An 18,602-nucleotide genomic window follows, 5' to 3' on the forward strand; every position below is an offset into this window, starting at 1 on the left:
CGAAGCCCGAAGCCTGAGCCTGAGCCTGAAGCGGCGGCCCGGGCGGACCGGGCCGGCGCGCCCCGGGCTCAGGCGTGGTGCGGCGCCGCCGGGGCGCCGTCGGGGCGGACTCCGGCGAACTCGTCCAGGACGGCGACCCGCAGCTCGTGGGCGCCGTCCGGCCGGCTCTGCTCGTAGTAGAGGTACCAGCGGCCGCGGGCCGGGACGAGGTCGGCGTACCGGATGTCCAGCCAGGGGCCGTCCGGGGTGAGGCGGTGCCAGCCGCGCAGGTCGGTGGAGGCGGCCAGGCCGCAGCGCTCCTCGTAGTTGCCGGCGGCGTCCGCCGAGCCGTCGTAGAGCGCGAGCCAGCCGCCCCGGCCGTCGGGCAGGACGGTGGTGATCCGGGACTCGTAGCCGTCCCAGGCGCCGGCCGGGCCGACGTCCAGGGCCTCGGCGGCGCGGCCCGGCGGGGCGGTGAAGCGCAGCCCGTCCGGGGACACCGCGAGCGCGGTGGGCTGGACGGTGAGGCCGGTGGTGTGGATGTCGGCGTCGGCGTGGGCGCGGTCCCGCTCCTCGGGGGTGAACGGCCGGGCGCGGGAGACGGTGGCGAACAGGTGGACGCCGGCGTCGGTTTCGAGCAGGTACGGGTCCTTGACGCCCTCGGTGCCGGTGGTCGCGGCGGTGAGGACGGGGGTGCGGGTGGCGAGGTCGAAGGACTCGGGGGCGTCGGCGCGCAGGGCGTCGACGCGCCAGCGGTTGTCGGCCGGGTCGACGTAACTGAGGTGGAGCAGGTAGCCGCCGTCGCGGCGCAGCAGGGCGAGGCGTTCCATCGAGGGGGAGCCCAGCTCGTCGCGCCGGACGGACCACAGGTCGCGGAAGGCGATGCCGTCGGCGCTCTCGGCGACGGCGCAGCGCCAGCCCCGGTCGGGCCCGTGCGTCGCGCCGCGCGGGCGGCGCTCGCGGTAGGTGAGCAGGAAGCGGTCGAGGTCCGGCTCGTACCGGACGCCCGGGCAGCCGGCCCAGTAGCCGGGTTCGGGGCGCTCGGGGGCGCGGACGAGGTGGGAGGCGCCGAGGTCGGGCGCGGCGGGCAGGGCGGGGTGCGGCATGGATCCGTCCTTCGGGGGAGGGGTGTCGCGAAGTTTCTATCAGATCGATCAAAAGTCTGGGCCGGACGCGGTGGGTCGTCGTCGACCGGCTGACCGGCGAGGTGGCCAGCTTCACCAGCAGGTCTTCTATGAAGACGATGTTTCGCCCGATGGCGATCGCACGACACCGAACGGCCGAGCCTTGACCGTTCCCTGGAGATCGCGGCTACCTTCTTCTCAGAGTCGATCAAACATGGCCGACCAGGACCCGAGGAAGCCCAGCCCCGATGACCGCCCCCAGCACCGACGCACCCGGCTACGCCGGCCTGGGCCTGTACGTCGGCGACCTCCACAACCACTGCGGCATCAGCTACGGCCACGGGAGCATCGAGGACGCCTACGCCAACGCCCGGCTCCAACTCGACTTCGCCAGCGTCACCGGCCACGGCTGGTGGCCCGACCTGCCCGAGCGCACCCCCGAACTGGCGAGCCTGGTCGACTACCACACCGAGGGCTTCGCCCGGCTGGCCCGGCTCTGGGACCACGTCCAGGACGTCACCGCCGCCGCCCACGAGGACGGCCGCTTCGTCACCTTCCAGTCCTTCGAGTGGCACAGCCTCGCCCACGGCGACCACTGCGTGTACTTCGACGGCCCGCGCGGCGAGATCATCCGGGCGGCGGACCTGGACGAACTGCGCGCCCGGCTGCGGGTGCTCGCCGCCCAGGGCGTGCGCACCTGGGCGCTGCCGCACCACATCGGCTACGGGCCGGCCCGCCGCGGCATCGACTGGGCCTCCTACACCGAGGAGTTCGCCCCGGTGGTGGAGATGATGTCGATGCACGGCTGCGCCGAGTCCGACGAGGCGCCGCGCAGCTACCTGCACACCATGGGCCCGCGCGCCGGCACCGCCACGGCCGTCCACGGCCTGCGCCTGGGCCACCGCTTCGGGCTGATCGGCTCCACCGACCACCACAGCGCCTTCCCCGGCAGCCACGGGCACGGCCGGGTGGCGGTCTGGGCCCCGGAACTGACCCGGGACGGCATCTGGAACGCCGTCCAGCAGCGCCGCGCCTACGCGATCACCGGGGACCGCATCCTGCTCGCCACCTCCGTCAACGGCGCCCCGATGGGCGCCGAGGCCGCCTCCGCCGACCGGCGCCGGATCCACGTCACCGTCCAGGGCCGGGACGCGCTCGACCACGTGGAACTGCTCCGCAACGGCGTACCCGTCCACCGGGTCTCCCGGCCCGAACTCCTCGCCGGCGCCGGTGGATCGGACGCCTTCTCCGGCACCCTGGGCTTCGCCGTCGGCTGGGGCCGGCGCGGCGAACCGGTGCACTGGGACGTCGTGCTGCGGATCGAGGGCGGGCGGCTGCTGGACGTCCAGCCCCGGTTGCGCGGCCCGGAGACCGTCGCGCCGGCCGAGGCCGAGCCGGACACCTACCGGCCGTCCTGGTGGGAGCGCACCGGGCCGGGCGAGATCCGGCTGCGGACGGTCACCGACGGCAACCCCAACACCGCCACCGACAGCACCCAGGGCTTCTCGCTGCGGATCGAGGGCGACACGCGCACCCGGCTGGTCGCCGTCGTGAACGGCGTCGAGAGCGCCCACGCCGTCGGCGAACTCCTCGCCGGCGCGCGGACCGGATTCACCGGCGGGTTCGTCTCCGGCGCCTACCGCTTCGACCGGGCCGTGCCCGACCGGGAGGCGACCGCCGAGTTCGAGCTGACCGACGAACGCCCCGGCGGCGACGGGGACTTCTACCACGTGCGGGTCCGGCAGCTGAACGACCAGTGGGCCTGGTCCAGCCCGACATGGGTGGGACCGGCCGACTCCTGTAGCCGGGCCGGCTGACGCCATCCCCCGTCAGCCGGCCGCGCCCCCGGTCGATCAGTCCCGAACCTCCAGAAGGAGAAGAACCATGTCCCGCCTCCCCGGCCGCCTCGCCGGCGCCGTGCTCATCGCCGCCCTGGCCGTGACCGCCGCCGCCCCGGCCCACGCCGCCGTCCCCGCTCCCACCGCTCCCGCCCCTGCCGCCCCTGCCGCCCCTGCCGCTCCCGCCGCTCCCACCGCTCCCGCCCTGGTGTCCGGTACCGACGTCTTCGCCGACGACTTCGAAACCGGCACCGTCTCCGCCTGGACCCGCCAGCGCGTCGACGGCAACGGCAGCATCACCGTGGCCGGCGCCCCCGCCGGCGGCAGCGGCCTGGCCGCCCGCTTCGCCGTGCCGAACGACGGCGTCTCCTACCGCTCCGAGGTCGCCGTCAACTCCCTCGGCTGGGGCAGCTACCGTTTCGCCCTCGCCGACTACCTGCCCGCCGACTGGGTGCGGACCCCCACCGAGACGATCGTCGCCCAGTGGCACGGCTACCCGCTCGCGGACGGCAGCGACACCAAGCCGCCGATCGCCCTGACCGTCAAGGACGGCAGCTGGCGGCTCAAGGTGCACTGGCTGTCCGACCCCAGCACCGTCCAGGAGGCGGTGATCCCGCTCGGCGACGTGCAGTTCGGCCACTGGAACCAGTGGGCCTTCGACATCACCTGGTCCACCGACACCACCCCCGGCGCCGTCACCGTGTTCCGGGACGGCGCGCAGGTCGGCGCGTACAGCGGCCTCAACAACTACCACCAGAACCAGTCGCCGTACTTCAAGACCGGCATCTACCGGGCCAACTGGAACCCGGCCAAGAACATCCCCTACCCGACCGGCGGCCCCGACGTGGTGGCCTGGAGCGACAGCGTCGTCGTGACCAGGTACTGACCCGCGCGCACGGACCCCGGACCCCGAGAACCGAAGAGGTAGCACCACCATGAGCGACGCAGCCCGTCACCGCGGCCTGCCCCGAAGAGGCTTCCTCGGCCTGAGCGCCGGAGCGGCCCTGCTGGCGGCGGGCTGCCGCTCGGCCACCGAGGACGCCGCCGGCGGGGCCGCGGCCTCCGCCACCGCCTCCGCTCCGGACCTCCAGATCGTCTACGGCGCCGCCCCCGACCCCACCCAGCTGCTCCACCGCGGCCCGGACACCCCGGTGTTCGTCAACCTGGTGCTGGACCGGCTGGTCGACCTCGACCCGCAGACGCTGCAACCCGTGCCCTGGCTCGCCACCTCCTGGGAGTGGAGCGCCGACCGCACCCGGCTGGTGCTCAAGCTGCGCGAGGACGTCACCTTCCACGACGGCCGCCCGCTCGACCCGGACGACGTCGTCTTCTCGCTCACCGGCGCCGCCAAGTCCTCGCAGGTCAAGCCGCTGCTGGAACGGCTCGCCGACATCAGGGCGAGCGCCCGCAACGAGGTCACGCTCACCCTCGCCAGGCCCACCAGCAACCTGTTCGACGCGCTCGCCTTCAACCCCGTGGTGGACGCCCGCAGTTACGTCGACGGCAAGGCCGCCGAGAAGGTCAACGGCACCGGGCCCTTCACCTGGCAGTCGTTCAAGGGCGGCAACCAGCTCGACCTGGTCCGCTACGACCACTACTGGCAGAGCGGGCGGCCCCGCTTCGAGCGGATCACCGTCCGGTCGGTGACCAGCAGCCAGGCCGCGCTGTCCGCCCTCCAGTCGGGACAGTCCCACCTGATCGGCGCGGTGCCCGGACGCGACCTCAAGGTGCTGGGCGGGAACCCGGGCTTCGCCGTGCAGTCCGCCAAGTCCTCCTACCAGCAGGCGTTCCTCGGCGTGAACACCACCAGCAGGCCCTTCGACGACCGCCGGGTGCGCCAGGCCCTGCAGTACGCGGTGGACCGCGAGCGCATCGTCGCCCAGGTGTACGGCGGCCACGCCGAGGCGAGCAGCCTGCCCTGGCCGTCCAACACCCCTGGCGTGACCCCCGACCAGGTCACCCGCTACCCGCACGACCCGGAGAAGGCCCGCGGGCTGCTCCGGGAGGCCGGTGCGGAAGGCACGCGGGTGCCGCTCACCGCCGCCAACTCGCCGGTGTTCGCCTCCCTCGTGGAACTGGTCAAGTACGACCTGGAGCAGGCCGGCTTCGGCGTCGACGTCCAGCTGCTCGACAACGCCGCGCTCCAGCCGAAGATCCAACAGGGCACGCTGGAAGGACTGTTCATCGCCAACCACGGCATGGTCAGCGTCTCCCCGCTGAGCGGGATCACCGTCTCCGGCCCGCTCCAGGTCGGCCGGAACACCTCGCACGTCACCGACCCCGCCTACGCCGAACTCCAGTCCCGCGCCTTCGCCGCCGCCGACGAACGGGCCCGGGCCGACGTCAACCACGAACTGTCCGAGTACCTGCTCGCCGAGTCCTTCCACATCACCCTCGCGCACGCCTGGGAGACCTACGTCTTCGCCTCCTCGGTCCACGGCGTGGCCACCAGCGCGCTCGGCTACCTGCGGCTCGACGACACCCGCCGCACCGCCTGACGCGCCGCAACGCGACCGCCGTCCCAGGGCGACCCCCACCGTCCTGGGACGGCGGCCCCCGCCCGCCCGACCACCCGGAGTACCCCCGTGCCCTACTGGACCAGAAAGGCGGCCGGCGCGCTGGCCACGCTCTGGCTCGCCTCCGTCGCCGTCTTCCTGCTGCTCCGCCTCGCCCCCGGCGACCCGGTGTCCGCCGCGCTCGGCGCCGAGGCCGACCAGGAGCAGCGCGACCGGCTCGCCGACAGCCTCGGCGTGGACCGGCCGATGCCCGTCCAGTACCTGGGCTGGCTGCACGGGCTGCTCACCGGCGATCCCGGCAGCTCCTTCCACTACCGGGAACCGGTCACCCGCCTGATCGGCCAGAGCGTCGGCAGCACCGTTCAGCTCGCGCTCGCCGCCGGCCTGCTGATGCTGGTCCTCGGCCTGCTGCTGGGCGTCGCCCTGGCCTCCGAGCGGCGCGGCCGGCTCGCCCGGGTGCTCGACCCGCCGGCCACCGCCCTGCTGGCGCTGCCGGTGTACGTCACCGCCGTGCTGTTCGTCTTCGTCTTCGCGGTGCTGCTGCGCCTGCTGCCCGCCGGCGGCGAGCGGGACCTGTTCGCCGCTCCGGACCTCGCCGTCCAGTACCTCGCCCTGCCCGCGGTGGCGCTCGCGCTGCCGGGCTCGGCGGTGCTGGCCCGGCTGCTCGCCACCGAGCTGCGCCGCACCCGCCAGGAGGAGTTCGTGCTGACCGCCGTCGCCAAGGGGGCCTCGCCCCGGCGGGTCCTGGCCCGCCATGTGGTGCCCAACAGCCTGGCGCCGTTCTTCGTCGAGTTCGGCCTGCACCTGGGTGAGCTGCTCGGCGGCGCGGTGGTCGCCGAACAGCTCTTCGCCCGGCACGGCCTCGGCCAGCTGCTGCTGGACGCCATCAACCAGCGGGACTACCCGGTCGCCCAGACCCTGATCATGCTCGCCGTCGCCGTCGCCGTGCTCGTCCAGCTCGGCTCGGAGCTGCTCGTCGGCCGGCTCGACCCGCGGATCGCCCGCGCCGGCACCGGGGAGGACCGGTGACCGCGACGACCACCCCCGCTGCGCGCCGCCGGCGGTTCGCCCCGCCCGCGCTCCCGGCCGCGCTGCGCACCCGGCGCGGCCGCACCGGCGCGCTGCTCGTCCTCCTGGTGGTGCTGCTGGGGCTGCTCGGCCCGCTGCTGGCCGCGGACCCCTACCGGCAGGGCCCGGACGCCCTGGCCGGACCGTCGGCGGCCCACCTGCTGGGCACCGACGAGGTCGGGCGCGACCTGCTCGCCCGGGCCCTGGCCGGGATCCGCACCGAGCTGCTGGTCTGCCTGCTCGCCGTCCCGGCGGCCGCCGTGCTCGGCACCGCGCTGGGCCTGCTCGGCGGGCTGAACCGGCTGCTGGGCGAGGCCGTCCAGCGGCTGTTCGACCTGCTGCTCGGCCTGCACGGCGTCCTGCTCGGACTCGCGCTCGCCCTGCTGGTGCGCCCCGGAATCGGCACCGTGGTGGCCACCATCGTGCTCAGCGCGCTGCCCTCCTTCGGCCGCCAGGCTCGGGCCGCGCTGCTCGCCCAGCTGGCCCGCGACCACGTGGTGGCGGCCCGGGTGCTCGGCGTGCCGCGCGGCCGGATCCTGCGCCGCCACGTGCTGCCGAACGTCGTCGACGCCACCACCGCGCTGCTGGCCGTGGCGATGGCGCACGCCGTCAAGACCGAGGGCGGACTGAGCGTGCTGGGCCTCGGCATCCAGCCGCCCGCCCCCTCGCTCGGCACGATGATCAACACCGGCTCCAAGTACCTCTTCCTCCACCCGGGTTACGCCCTGGCGCCGGTCCTCCTGCTCGGCCTGCTGGTGTTCGGCCTGACCCTGCTCGCCGACTCGTTCAACCGGGAGAGACTGCGGTGACCACGACCGATCCGGTGACCACGACCGATGCGGTGACGACGACCGATGCGGTGACCGCCGCCGCGGTGCCGGGCCCGCCGCTGCTGGAGGTGCGCGGCCTGCGCGTCACGGCGGGCGGCGGCGAGGCGGTGCGCGGGGTGGACTTCACCGTGCGGCCGGGCGAGATCCTCGGCCTGGTCGGCGAGTCCGGCTCGGGCAAGACCCTCACCGCGCTGGCCGTCAACCGGATGCTGCCGCCGGGCTGCCGCACCACCGGCGGCACCGTCCGGTTCGACGGCACCGACCTGCTCGCCCTGCCCGAACCCGCCGTGCGCGCGGTGCGAGGCCGACGCATCGGCATGGTCTTCCAGGACCCGCTGGCCCACCTCAACCCCCGGATGCCGGTCGGCCGCCAGCTCGCCGAGGCGGCCCTGGTGCACGGCGCGAGCCGCCGGGCCGCCCGCGACCGGGCGCTCGAACTCCTCGACCTGGTCGGCATCGCCGAGCCCGCGCGCCGCTACCGCGACCGGCCGCACGAGTTCTCCGGCGGCATGCGCCAGCGCGTGCTGATCGCCATGGCGATGGCCAACCGCCCGGAGCTGCTGATCGCCGACGAGCCGACCACGGCGCTCGACCCGAGCACCCGGGTGGAGATCCTGGACCTGCTGGTCCGGCTTCGCGACGAGACCGGCACGGCCGTCCTGCTGATCACCCACGACCTCGGCGTGGTGGCCCGCAGCTGTGACACCGTCCAGGTGATGTACGCCGGACGGATCGTCGAACGGGCGCCCACCGCACACCTGTTGGCCGCACCCCGGCACCGGTACACCGCCGGGCTGCTGGCCGGCGTGCCCCGGCTGGACGGTCCGCCCGGTGCACCGCTCGCCGTCATCGGCGGCCGCCCGCCGGCGGCCGGCCGGGCACCGGCCGGCTGCGCCTTCGCCCCGCGCTGCGCGGCCGCCGACGACCGCTGCACGGCCTCGGCGCCGCAGTGGACCGGCGCGGCCGATTCCGGCTTCGCCTGCCATCTCCCGGTGTCCCAGGCCGTGGTGACGGAGCGTCAGGACAGCGGGCCGCGCCGGTCGGAGCGGGCCGCCGAGCCCGTCCTGGTCGCCGACGGCCTCACCGTCCGCTACGGCCGCCGCCGACCGCCCGCCCTGGAGGGCGTGAGCCTGAGCGCCGCGCCCGGCCGGGCGGTCGGGGTGATCGGCGAGTCCGGCTCCGGGAAGTCCACCCTGGCCCGCGCGCTGCTCGGGCTGGTGCGCCCGCAGGCAGGGACGGTGCGGGTGAACGGCCGGTCCTGGGCCGGGGTCGACCGCGCCGAGGAACGCGAGCTGCGCCGCCGGGTGCAGTTGGTCTTCCAGGACCCGTACGCCTCGCTCAGCCCCCGGATGACGGTGCGCGAGGCGCTGGCCGAACCGCAGGCCGCCCACGGGCTGCGGGACCGCGACCCGCGCGGGCTGTGCGAGCTGGTCGGCCTGCCGGAGGCGGTGCTCGACGCCCGGCCGCACCGGCTCTCCGGAGGCCAGCGCCAGCGGGTCGCGATCGCGCGGGCCCTGGCCGTCGGCCCGCAGGTGCTGGTCGCCGACGAGCCGACCTCCGCGCTGGACGTCTCGGTCCAGGCGCAGATCCTCAACCTCTTCGCCGAACTGCGCGAACACCACGGCGTCGGGCTGGTGTTCATCTCGCACGACCTCGCGCTGGTCCGGCACCTTTGCGACGACGTGCTGGTGCTTCGGCACGGCCGGGTGGTCGAACAGGCCCCCGCCGCCGAGCTGTTCGCCGCCCCCGCCCACCCGTACACCCGGGAGCTGCTGGCCGCCGCCGGCGCCCCCGGCCCGACCCGCCCATGACCGGACTCTGGAGCCCCATGCCTGCCGTGCCCCCTTCGCGTCGCCAACTCCTGCTCGGCACCGGTGCGGTGGCCGCGCTCTCGGTGCTCGGACCGGCCGGGACCGCCGTGGCGGCGCCGCCGAACGGGCCGCCGACCCGGCCGTCGAACGGACCGGACGTGACCGAACTCGGCCCCGGGAACAGCGACTTCCCACTGATGAGCGCGACGCTGATCGGCGACACCCTGTGGATCGGTTCGCGCAACCTCGCCCCGGCCCGGGTGATCGGCCACCACCTGCCGACCGGCCGGGTCACCGCCACCGTCGAGCTGCCCACCGGCAACTTCGTCCAGGGCTCGGCCGCCCGGGACGGCGTGCTCCACCTCGGTGTCACCGACGCCCCGGGCGCGGCCAACCTCTACCGCTACGACGGCACACTGACCGCGCTCGGCAACGTCCCCGGCGCCGACGTCCGCGACGTGGCCGTCGCACCGGACGGGACGGTCTACGCGACCGGACGACAGAAGGGCCGGGCCGCCGGTCCCGGCCTCTACGCCTGGAGCCCGGCCACCGGAGCCGTCACCGAGGTCGCCTCCCCGGCGCCGGGTGCCACCCAGGGCCGCGCCGTGGCCGCCACCGCGACCCACGCCTACCTCGGCGTGGGCAGCAACCTCGCCGGCGGCGGCGGAGCGACCCGGGCGAGCCTGTACGCCGTCGAGCGGGCCACCGGCGCCGTCACCGACATCACCCCGCCCGACCTGCGCGGCGACACGATCATCCGCCGGATCACCGTCCTCGGCGACGACCTGCTGGCCGTCTCCACCGAGGGCGCGCCCGCCCACGTCGCGCTCCTCGACCCGGCCGGCCACCGGGTGCTGCGCTCCTTCGCCGTCCCCGGCACCAAGAGCGTCACCAACTTCCAGCGCCGCGGGGACACCCTCTGGTTCACCTCGACCGAGCACGGCGTGCTGTGGCGCCACGACCTCGCCACCGGCGCCCTCGACCAGCTCGCGGTGCCCGTGCCGGACGGCAACTCCTGGGGCCTCGGCCGGCTCGGCGACACCCTGGCGGGCGTCACCGAGGGCGGCACCGTCTGGACCCTGGACCTCGGCACCGGGACCGTCACCACCCGGGACCTGGTCGAGGCCGGCGCGCCCGCGGCCCCCCAGCTCGGCATGTCGGTGGCGGCCCGCGCCGGGCGGGTCTACGTCGGCGGCAACGGCTCGATCGCCCTGCACGACCTGGCCGCCGGCACCGTCCACAAGCTCCCGGTGCCGGGCGAGGCCAAGGACACCCTGGTCCTCGACGACGGCACCCTCTACCTGGGCGTCTACTCCTCGCAGGGCATCTGGCGCTACCGGCCGGGCGTCGACCGGGCACCGGTCGAGGAGGCGGCGCTGCCCCAGGAGCAGAACCGGCCCCAGGCGATCCGCCGGGACCCCGACAGCGGCCTGCTGCTGCTCGGCGTCCAGGCCGACACCACCGGCGGCGGCTCCTTCGTCACCTACCGCCCGGGCAGCGGCCGGCCCACCGTGCACACCGACCCGCTGGGCCCCGAGCAGATGGTGCGCGCCGTGGCCGCCGGGCGCGGACAGGCCTTCCTCGGGGGCGACAACGCCCGGCCCACCGGCCCGCGCGGCGACCTGGCCGGCTGGGACCCGGTGGCCGGCCGCGAACTGTGGCGCACCGCGACCGACCTGGGCGCGGGCGTCAGCAGCCTGGCCGTGCACGGGCACACCCTGTACGGGCTCACCGTGAACGGCCGGGCGTTCACCGTCGACCTGCGGGGCTCCGGGAGGCGCGGGTTCACCCCCGTGATCGGGCGGCGCGCCGACCTGGGGGCGGTGTCCGGCGCCAACCCGCGGCTGCTGGCCCTCGGCGGGGCCCTGTACGGGGTCAGCGAGCGCACCCTGTTCCGGCTGGACCGCGACACGCTGGCCGCGACCGTGCTGGTCGAGCTGGACGCCGAGTGGTACAGCGGCGCCCGGCTGGCCGCGGACGAGGACGGGGTGCTCTACACGCTGCGCGGGCGCGAACTGATCGCCGTCCGGCCGTAAACGGCGGGGGAGGGGCCGGCCCGGGCGGGCCGGCCCTTTCGCGTCAGTGCGCGGCGTGCGGGTCCCCGGCGGCCCGCGGCTCCCCGGCGACCGGCAGGTCCCCGGCGGCCCGCGGGACGAAGCGCGCGAACGGGTCGGCGACCTCCGCGCAGTGCTCGGACAGCAGGGCCCGGAAGCGGTCGAGCAGTGCCGCGTGCCGGGCGTCGACCGCGAGGTTGACCAGTTCGCCGGGGTCGGCCGCGAGGTCGAAGAGCTGCTCCCGGTGGTCGCCCCAGGCGTAGCACACGTACTTGTGCCGCCCGGCGCGGACCATCCGGCCCAGGGCGTTGTTGAAGCCGGGGATCTCCCAGCGGGTCTCGACCACCACGCTGTCGTGCGGCCGCGGGGCGCGGACGCTGCGGCCGGGCAGCCCGTCGGGCCCCTCGATGCCGGCCAGGTCGCAGAGCGTCGGGATGAGGTCCAGCCCGGCCGCGACCAGCCGTTCGTCGACGGCGCCGGCGGCCACCCCGGGCGCGGAGACCACCAGGGGCACCCGCACGCACTCCTCGTACAGGGCCCACTTCTGGTTCCAGCGGTGGGCGCCCGCGCCGTCGCCGTGGTCGGAGCTGAACACCACCACGGTCCCGCGGTCCGTGCCGCGCTCCGCCAGGGCCTCCAGCAGCAGTCCGATGTGCCGGTCCACCCGCTCCACCAGGGCGTAGTAGGCGTGCCGGTAGCGGCGCCAGTCGTCCTCCCGCCACTCGGCGGTCGGGTGGGTGTGCGGCTGGGCCAGCCGGGCCAGCCGGGGCAGCGCCGGATCGTACGGCCCGACCGGGAAGTTGGCGGGCAGCGGCGGGAGTCGCGGGACGGGCGGCGCGGGCGGGAGCGGACCGGTGCGCGGGTCCTGGCCGCGGGCCCACTCGCAGATGCCGTGCGGCTCCAGGAAGGAGGCGACCAGCAGGAACGGCCGCTCGCGCGGTGCGCGGACGAACTCCGCGGCCGCGCGGGCGAGTCCGGCGTCGTCCCCGCCCGCCGGGTGGATCCGGCGAAAGCCCCGGTCCGTGGGCAGGTCGAGCTCGGGCAGGTGCCACTTGCCGCCGTAGCCGCAGTCGTACCCGGCCTCGGTGAACAGCCGTCCGAGCAGCGGGTCCTCGGGGCCGCCGGTGTTGCCGGTCACGCCGACCGTGCTGGGCAGGCGGCCGGTCATCAGACTGGCCCGGGAGGGGGTGCAGAGCGGCTGGGCGCAGTAGGCGTTGGGGTAGCGGGTGCCGGCGGCGGCCAGCGCGTCCATCGCGGGGGTGCGCAGGTACGGGTTCCCGGCGGCGCTCATCGCGTCGGCGGTCTGCTGGTCGGTCAGGATCAGCACCACGTCCGGGCCGCTCCGGTTCAGGGGGTCGGGCACGGGTCAGGCCATCCGTTCGTAGGTGTGCGGGTCCAGCGCCCGGCGCAGCGGCGCCCCGCGCAGCCAGCGCTCGAACTCCTCGACGACCAGATCGCCGAGGCGGCGGCGCTCAAGCCCGCGGCTGCCCGCCAGGTGCGGGGTGACGACGACGTTGGGCAGGGTGAACAGGGGTGAGCCGGGCAGCGGCGGCTCGGGATCGGTGACGTCCAGCACGGCGAAGAGGTCCGGGCGTTCGGCGAGGACGGCCAGCAGCGCGGGCTCGTCCAGGACGGCTCCGCGCGAGGTGTTGACCAGGGTGGCGCCGGGCTTCATCGAGGTCAGCAGCCGCCGGCCGACCAGGCCCCGGGTCCCGGGCAGCAGCGGAGTGTGCACGCTCACCACGTCGGCGGTGGCGAAGAGCTCCTCCGGGCCGACGGCCCGGACCCCGGGCGGCGGCGCCGGGGCGTACGGATCGTGCGCGAGGACCTCGACGTCGTAGCCGCGCAGCATCTCGCAGACCAGCCGCCCGGTCGCGCCGAGCGACAGGACGCCGACGGTGGAGCCGTACGCGCCCGGGGTGCGGGCGGCCGGGACGGCGGCGCGGGCGGCCCGGGCGGCGAGGACGTGGCGCCAGCCGCCCTTGAGGGCGTAGACGATCTGGGCCACGGTGAACTCGGCGACCGGGACGGCGTTGGCGTGCGCGGCGGTGACGATCGGGATGCCCGCCGCCCAGAACGCCTCGCCGGCGATCCGGCGCACCGAGCCGGCGGCGTAGAGCACCAGTCGCAGGCGGGGGAGCCGGGCCAGGGCGGCGGCGTCCAGGACGGGGCCGCCCCAGCCGGTGAACAGCACCTCGACGTCGCGCAGCGCCTGCGGTGCGGCGGCCAGCCGTTCGGTGCTCCACACCCCGTCGGGCGAGGCCGGGTCGGCCAGCACCTCGGCCCGGGCGGCGACCCGGGCGCGCGCCCGGGGGCCGTACACGTCCGGGAAGCGCTCCGGGTCCATCGCGAAGGCGGCGGTGGGCATCCGGTTCTCCTCGGGTCGCTGACGCACAAGGAGTTTCTATCACAGTGAGAAATAGTGAGGGGGTTCGTGCCCCGACGCGATCTGCCGGCCTCAGCGGGTGATGAAGGTCGCCCCGTCCGCGAGCCGCACCGCCGCCGAGGCCGCGCCGACCAGCTCGGTGGTGGTGCTGTGCACGACCACCAGGCGCGGCAGCACCGGCACCCGCCCCTGGAGCCGGCTCTCGATCGCCGCCGGGAGCTCGCCCCCGCTCTCCCAGAACAGCCGCCCGCCCAGGGCGATCAGCTCCGGCGCCAGCACCGCGCTCAGGTTGGCCACCACCAGCGCCAGGTCGTCGGTGAGTTCGCCGATCAGCCGGACCGCCGCCGGATCGCCCTCGCGGCCCAGCCGGAACAGGCCCGCCACCCGCTCCGCCGGGGTGCCGGACACCGTCAGGCCGGCCTCGGTGATCCGCCGGTCCACCGCGTGGTCGCCGATCCTCGCCTGGGTGTCGCCGGTCCGTCCGAGCGGCCGGTCCAGCGCCGCGTGGCCGGACATCAGATGGCCCAGCGCCCCGGCCGCGCCCAGCCGGCCGCGGTGCAGCCGGCCGTCCAGCACGATCCCGGCGCCGACCTCGATGCCCACCACGACGGCCGCCAGGTCGCCCACGCCGGACGCGGCCGGCGACTGCCGCACCGCCAGCGCGACCAGGTTGACGTTGCTCTCGACCGCCACCGGGACGCCGTAGCGCTCCTGGAGCAGCACGCCCAGCCGCAGCCCGGGCCAGTCCAGGGCGGGCGCGAACTCCACCAGCCCGGTGCGGTCCCGGACCACCCCGGGCACGCCCACGACGAGGGCGCGGGGCGCCCCCGCGTGCCGCCCGGCCCAGTCCCGCAGGCCGTCCACCAGCGCGAGCAGGGGGCCGGTCAGGTCGCCGGCCGCGATCTCCCGCGGGCGGTCCGGGCCGGGGAACGCCCAGTGGTGCTCGGCCTCGTGCAGCACCGTGCCGTCCAGGGCGGCCACCACGCCGACGATCCGGCGCGGGCGCATCGCGATCGCCAGCACGGTCTGCGCGCGGGCGTTGTACCGGATCAGCTGCGGCGGCCGGCCCCCGCTGGACGGCGCCCGTTCCGTCTCCACCTCCACCAGCCCCTCGGCGCGCAGCACCTCGACCAGCCGGTGCACGGTCGCGGTGCTCAGCCCGCTCTCGGCGGCCAGCCGCTGCCGGGACAGCGTGCCGTGCCGCCGCAGCACCTCCAGCAGGACGGTCTGGTTCACCTGGGCGACGGTCTGCGTCGTGGCGGTGGCGGGGGTACGGCTCGGGGGCATCGCGGGCTCCTCGGCCCGGGTCGGGCCCGGGCGGTCAGGACTTTGTCTCAGCTTGAATATATCCTTGGCCCGGCCGTCCGGGGCCGCCCGACAAGCCATGGAGCCGCCATGCCGCTCGCCTACTCCACGCTCGGCGTCCCCGGGCTCCCGCTGGCCGAGGCCGCCCGACTCGGCGCCGACCACGGCTGGGACGGGCTCGAACTGCGCTGCGCCGAGGGCGAGTCGGTCCACCCGGCGATGACCCCCGGGGAGCGCCGCGCCGCCGCCCGCACCCTCCGCGCGCACGGCCTCACCCCCCTCGCGCTCGCCTCCTACGTCGGCGTCGCCGCCCCCGGACCGGACGCCCCGGTGACCGACGCGCTCCGCTCCCACCTGCGGCTCGCCGCCGACCTGGGCGCGGGCGCCGTGCGGGTTTTCCCGCGCGGCGGCGACGGTCCGCGGGCCGAGGCCGACGACCGGGGCGCCCGGCGGCTCGCGGCGGTCGCGCGGGAGGCCCGGGCGCTGGGCGTCCGGGTGCTCGTCGAGACCCACGACTCCCACCGGGGCGGACGGGCGGTGGCCGGGCTGCTGGCCCGCGTCGCCCACCCGGCCGTGGGCGCCCTGTGGGACCTGATGCACACCCACCTCGCGGGCGAGACGCCGGCCGAGACCCGCGCCGCGCTCGCCCCGTACCCCGGCCACGTGCAGGTCAAGGACATCGCCGGCCCGCACGACCGCACCCCGCTCCCGCTGGGCGCCGGCGTCCTGCCGATCACCGACTGCCTGCGCCTGCTGCCGCCCGGCGCCTGGGTCTGCTGGGAGTACGAGGCGCCCTGGCACCCGGCGGCCGCCCCGCTGCCCCCGCTGCTCGCGTCCGGCGCGGCCTTCCTCGCGGCAACGGTCGAAGGAGTGTCGGGGCCGGGAGCCGTGCCTGACGGGGCGTGACCGGTGCGAAGCGGTCCGGGCGTTGCCGTTCGGTGACACGGAATGCTCCATTCCGTCGACTGTTCGCACTAGTTTCGAATTGCACCCGGCGCCCGCCCTCCGGCCCACACAGGAGGGACGACCCGTACCGGCTGCTCCTCACCCGTACTGCGCTCAGGAGAACCCGCATGCCCCTCTCGACGATCCGCCGCGCGACCGCCACCCGTACGCTGGCCGGAACCGTCCTGGCCGCGGCCCTGCTGGTTCCCGCCGCGACGGCCTGCTCTCCCACCTCGGACACCCAGGGCTCGGCCGCACCGGCCACCACCACCACCCCCGCCGCCACGGCACCGGCCACGACGCCCGCCGCGTCCGGCACGCCCGCCACGCGCGGCGCCACCGCCCCGACCGCCGCCCCCACCGGGCGCGCCGCCACGACGCCGGCCGCGCCGCCCAAGACGGCCTCGGGCGTCCGCACCGAGACCCTGGTGGACGGCAGCACGGCCGAGATCAAGGACCTCGGCAACATGCACTACGTCGCCAGGATCCTCAACAAGGGTCAGGTCCTCGCCACCATGGAGACGAAGGAGCACGACGACGGACTCGACGCCAACGGCATGTTCGTCATGCTCTCGCTGGACGGCCGGATCCACTCCTGGATGGGCGGGAGCCACCAGGGACCGGGCACCTTCAAGCTGGCGGGCGGCTGGACGGCCAAGGTCACCAAGCTCGGCGAGCTCCGGTACCGCGCGGAGATCCTCGGCAACGACAACGCCGTGTACGGCACGCTGGAGACGGACCAGCACGACGTCGGCGTCGACGCCAACGGCATCTCCATCGTGCTCTCCGCCGGCGGTGAGATCAGCGCCCACGCGTGAGCGCGGCCCGACGCCGCTGTCCGGCCCCCTCCGCCCGTCCCGGCGCCGTACCGTCCCCACGCTGAACCGGGGCGGCGCCGCACCGCGCGGCGCCATGCTCCAACGGCCCTCCCGGAGAGCGGGGTACGCGACGGAGACGTCGGGGAACGGGCGGGATTTATGGCAAATTAAGCAGGGGCTCCGAGGATGGGGCCATGACCCGCCATCGAATCTCCTCCGACAATCCGCAGGAGCTCATCGACCTCGCCAACCGGTTCGCCGAGGCGCAGGGGCTTCTGGCCGCCGTGGAACTCGGCGTGTTCACCGAACTGCGTGAACGTCCCGCCAGCGGGACGGAATTGTGTGAGCGGCTGGGGCTGGATCCTCGGCCCGCCGCCGACTTTCTGCACCTGCTCGTCACCCTCGGGCTGCTGGAGGCCAGGGACGGGCGGTTCGCCAACAGCGCGGCGGCGGAGCGGTTCCTGGTGGCCGGGAAGGCCGGCTACCTGGGGAGTTCGTTCGGCTACTACAGCAGGCTGATGTATCCGTCCTGGTCGGGGGTCGCGGCCTCACTCCGGGGCGGCGACGAGACGGGCGAGGCTGACGGGAAGCCTCGGGGCGACGGGTGGACCAGTGGGTTCTACTCCTCGGTCGCGGATGACGAGGAGACGCTCGGGGACTTCCTGGACGGGCTGGACTCGTACAACTCGGTGCCGGGAGAGCTGCTCGCGGCGGCGGTGGACTGGTCGCGCCACCGGACGGTGCTGGACGTGGGGGGTGCGCGGGGCAACCACGCCGCGCACATCGCCCGGGCGGCTCCGCACCTGACCGTGGAGGTGTTCGACCTGCCGCAGCTGGGGCCGTTCTTCGATCGGCTGATGGCGGGAGCGGGGCTGCGGGAGCGGACCGGCTTCCACGGCGGGGACTTCTTCACGGATCCGCTGCCGGAGGCGGATGTGGTGGTCTTCGGGGACGTGCTGCACAACTGGTCCCCGGACACCCGGCGGATGCTGATCGGGAAGGCGGCGCGGGCCGTTCGTCCGGGCGGTTCGGTGCTGGTGTTCGACCGGATGATGGACGAGGCCCGGTCGGACCGGGCCAAGCTGATCGCCAGTCTGAGCATGTATCTGGCGACGAAGGGCGGCGGCTCGGAGTACCTGGAGTCGGAGTGCCGCGGCTATCTGGCGGACGCGGGGTTCGTCGGCATCACCACCGAGCCGTTCGGGACGGCCGGTCACGTGCTGGCGGTCGGTCACCGGCCGGACGGGACCGGGGCGGACGGGTAGGACACAGGCGGTCCGGAGCACGTGTGGCCGGGGAGGGCGGTTGCCCTTCCCGGCCGTCGGCATTTCCGAGGTCGTGGGTCAGCCCGCGTCGGGGTCGGCGGCGAGGGTGCGGAAGCCCGGCTGGAGGAGGTCGACGATCTTCTCGGGGGAGGCGTCCCGGAGGGGGTCGAGTTCGAGCAGGTGGCGGCCGATGACCACGCCGAGGTGTGCGGTGATGAGGAGCGCGGCCCGGAGGTCGGAGTCCTCGTCGTCGGGGAGGACGGCGGCGATCTGCTTGATCTGCTGCCCGAAGACGGCCCGCATCTCGGAGGCCGCCTCGGGGTGGGTGAGCATCGAGCGGAGCATGGTCAACGAGGTGGCGGGCATGCCGGCGAGTTTCACGCCGAGTCCGGCCAGCAGGAGCTCGCTGAGCGGCTCGGTGGCATCGGCGTCCATCGACTCGGTGTCGATCCGGACGACCTGCCGGAACAGGCCCTCCTTGCTGCCGAAGTACTGCATGATCAGCGCTGGATCGACCTCGGCCGCCTTGGCCACGGTGCGCATGGTGGTCCGTTCGTAGCCGAGTTCGCCGAAGATCCGACGAGCCGCCTCCAGGATGCGGCGCTCCGAGTTGCGTCGTCGTTCGGCCCGGGAGCGGGCAGGTCCGTTGGTGTCCACGTATCG

General features: G+C 75.2%; 15 protein-coding genes. 10 read left to right on the top strand and 5 right to left on the bottom strand.

Annotation, left to right across the window (positions count from 1 at the left end):
* Nucleotides 1–68: 68 nt before the first annotated feature.
* Nucleotides 69–1,085, bottom strand: a complete 1,017-nt coding sequence (locus tag ACZ6EM_RS07905; RefSeq protein ID WP_401050989.1) for a glycoside hydrolase family protein — start codon at nt 1,083–1,085, stop codon at nt 69–71.
* A gap of 266 nt (nt 1,086–1,351) precedes the next feature.
* On the opposite strand from ACZ6EM_RS07905, the gene ACZ6EM_RS07910 reads away from it, so the two are divergent.
* From ACZ6EM_RS07910 to ACZ6EM_RS07940, 7 genes are all read left to right on the top strand, one after another.
* Complete coding sequence (locus ACZ6EM_RS07910) at nt 1,352–2,920, top strand: DUF3604 domain-containing protein (protein WP_465771998.1); 1,569 nt, start codon at nt 1,352–1,354, stop codon at nt 2,918–2,920.
* A 67-nt stretch (nt 2,921–2,987) separates the two neighbouring features.
* Nucleotides 2,988–3,827, top strand: a complete 840-nt coding sequence (locus ACZ6EM_RS07915; RefSeq protein WP_465771999.1) for a polysaccharide lyase — start codon at nt 2,988–2,990, stop codon at nt 3,825–3,827.
* 49 nt (nt 3,828–3,876) lie between these two features.
* Nucleotides 3,877–5,439, top strand: coding sequence for an ABC transporter substrate-binding protein (locus ACZ6EM_RS07920; protein WP_465772000.1), 1,563 nt, complete (start codon nt 3,877–3,879; stop codon nt 5,437–5,439).
* An 87-nt stretch (nt 5,440–5,526) separates the two neighbouring features.
* Nucleotides 5,527–6,486, top strand: coding sequence for an ABC transporter permease (locus ACZ6EM_RS07925; protein WP_452179801.1), 960 nt, complete (start codon nt 5,527–5,529; stop codon nt 6,484–6,486).
* On the top strand, nt 6,483–7,334 hold the full coding sequence (locus tag ACZ6EM_RS07930; protein ID WP_465772002.1) for an ABC transporter permease: 852 nt from the start codon (nt 6,483–6,485) through the stop codon (nt 7,332–7,334). Before ACZ6EM_RS07925 ends, ACZ6EM_RS07930 begins: the two co-directional genes overlap by 4 nt.
* On the top strand, nt 7,331–9,166 hold the full coding sequence (locus ACZ6EM_RS07935) for a dipeptide ABC transporter ATP-binding protein (RefSeq protein ID WP_465772003.1): 1,836 nt from the start codon (nt 7,331–7,333) through the stop codon (nt 9,164–9,166). The genes ACZ6EM_RS07930 and ACZ6EM_RS07935 overlap by 4 nt, the downstream gene beginning before the upstream one ends.
* Nucleotides 9,167–9,192: 26 nt before the next feature.
* Nucleotides 9,193–11,202, top strand: a complete 2,010-nt coding sequence (locus tag ACZ6EM_RS07940) for an NHL repeat-containing protein (protein WP_465772004.1) — start codon at nt 9,193–9,195, stop codon at nt 11,200–11,202.
* 43 nt (nt 11,203–11,245) lie between these two features.
* Here ACZ6EM_RS07940 and ACZ6EM_RS07945 read toward each other — a convergent pair whose 3' ends face one another.
* The 3 genes from ACZ6EM_RS07945 to ACZ6EM_RS07955 form a co-directional block, all read right to left on the bottom strand.
* Complete coding sequence (locus tag ACZ6EM_RS07945; RefSeq protein WP_401053698.1) at nt 11,246–12,583, bottom strand: sulfatase family protein; 1,338 nt, start codon at nt 12,581–12,583, stop codon at nt 11,246–11,248.
* A gap of 3 nt (nt 12,584–12,586) precedes the next feature.
* Nucleotides 12,587–13,588, bottom strand: coding sequence for a hydroxyacid dehydrogenase (locus ACZ6EM_RS07950; protein ID WP_465772006.1), 1,002 nt, complete (start codon nt 13,586–13,588; stop codon nt 12,587–12,589).
* 90 nt (nt 13,589–13,678) lie between these two features.
* Entirely contained in the window at nt 13,679–14,893 is a 1,215-nt protein-coding gene (locus ACZ6EM_RS07955; RefSeq protein WP_401053694.1) for an ROK family transcriptional regulator, read from the bottom strand.
* Between the two features lie 108 nt (nt 14,894–15,001).
* Between ACZ6EM_RS07955 and ACZ6EM_RS07960 the strand changes: the two genes are divergently transcribed.
* The 3 genes from ACZ6EM_RS07960 to ACZ6EM_RS07970 all read left to right on the top strand — a co-directional run bounded on the left by ACZ6EM_RS07960 (nt 15,002) and on the right by ACZ6EM_RS07970 (nt 17,939).
* Nucleotides 15,002–15,817, top strand: coding sequence for a sugar phosphate isomerase/epimerase family protein (locus tag ACZ6EM_RS07960; protein ID WP_452179795.1), 816 nt, complete (start codon nt 15,002–15,004; stop codon nt 15,815–15,817).
* 167 nt (nt 15,818–15,984) lie between these two features.
* Nucleotides 15,985–16,674: a hypothetical protein gene (locus ACZ6EM_RS07965; RefSeq protein WP_465772007.1), complete on the top strand. Its 690-nt coding sequence runs from the start codon at nt 15,985–15,987 to the stop codon at nt 16,672–16,674.
* Nucleotides 16,675–16,868: 194 nt separating this feature from the next.
* Nucleotides 16,869–17,939 carry a methyltransferase gene (locus tag ACZ6EM_RS07970; protein ID WP_465772008.1) on the top strand — a complete coding sequence of 357 codons (1,071 nt, stop codon included), beginning with the start codon at nt 16,869–16,871 and terminating at the stop codon, nt 17,937–17,939.
* Nucleotides 17,940–18,017: 78 nt separating this feature from the next.
* On the opposite strand, the gene ACZ6EM_RS07975 is transcribed toward ACZ6EM_RS07970, so the two are convergent.
* On the bottom strand, nt 18,018–18,596 hold the full coding sequence (locus ACZ6EM_RS07975) for a TetR/AcrR family transcriptional regulator (RefSeq protein ID WP_465772009.1): 579 nt from the start codon (nt 18,594–18,596) through the stop codon (nt 18,018–18,020).
* Between the last annotated feature and the right edge of the window lie 6 nt (nt 18,597–18,602).

The sequence above is a fragment of the Kitasatospora sp. NPDC041917 genome (genome assembly GCF_055589745.1).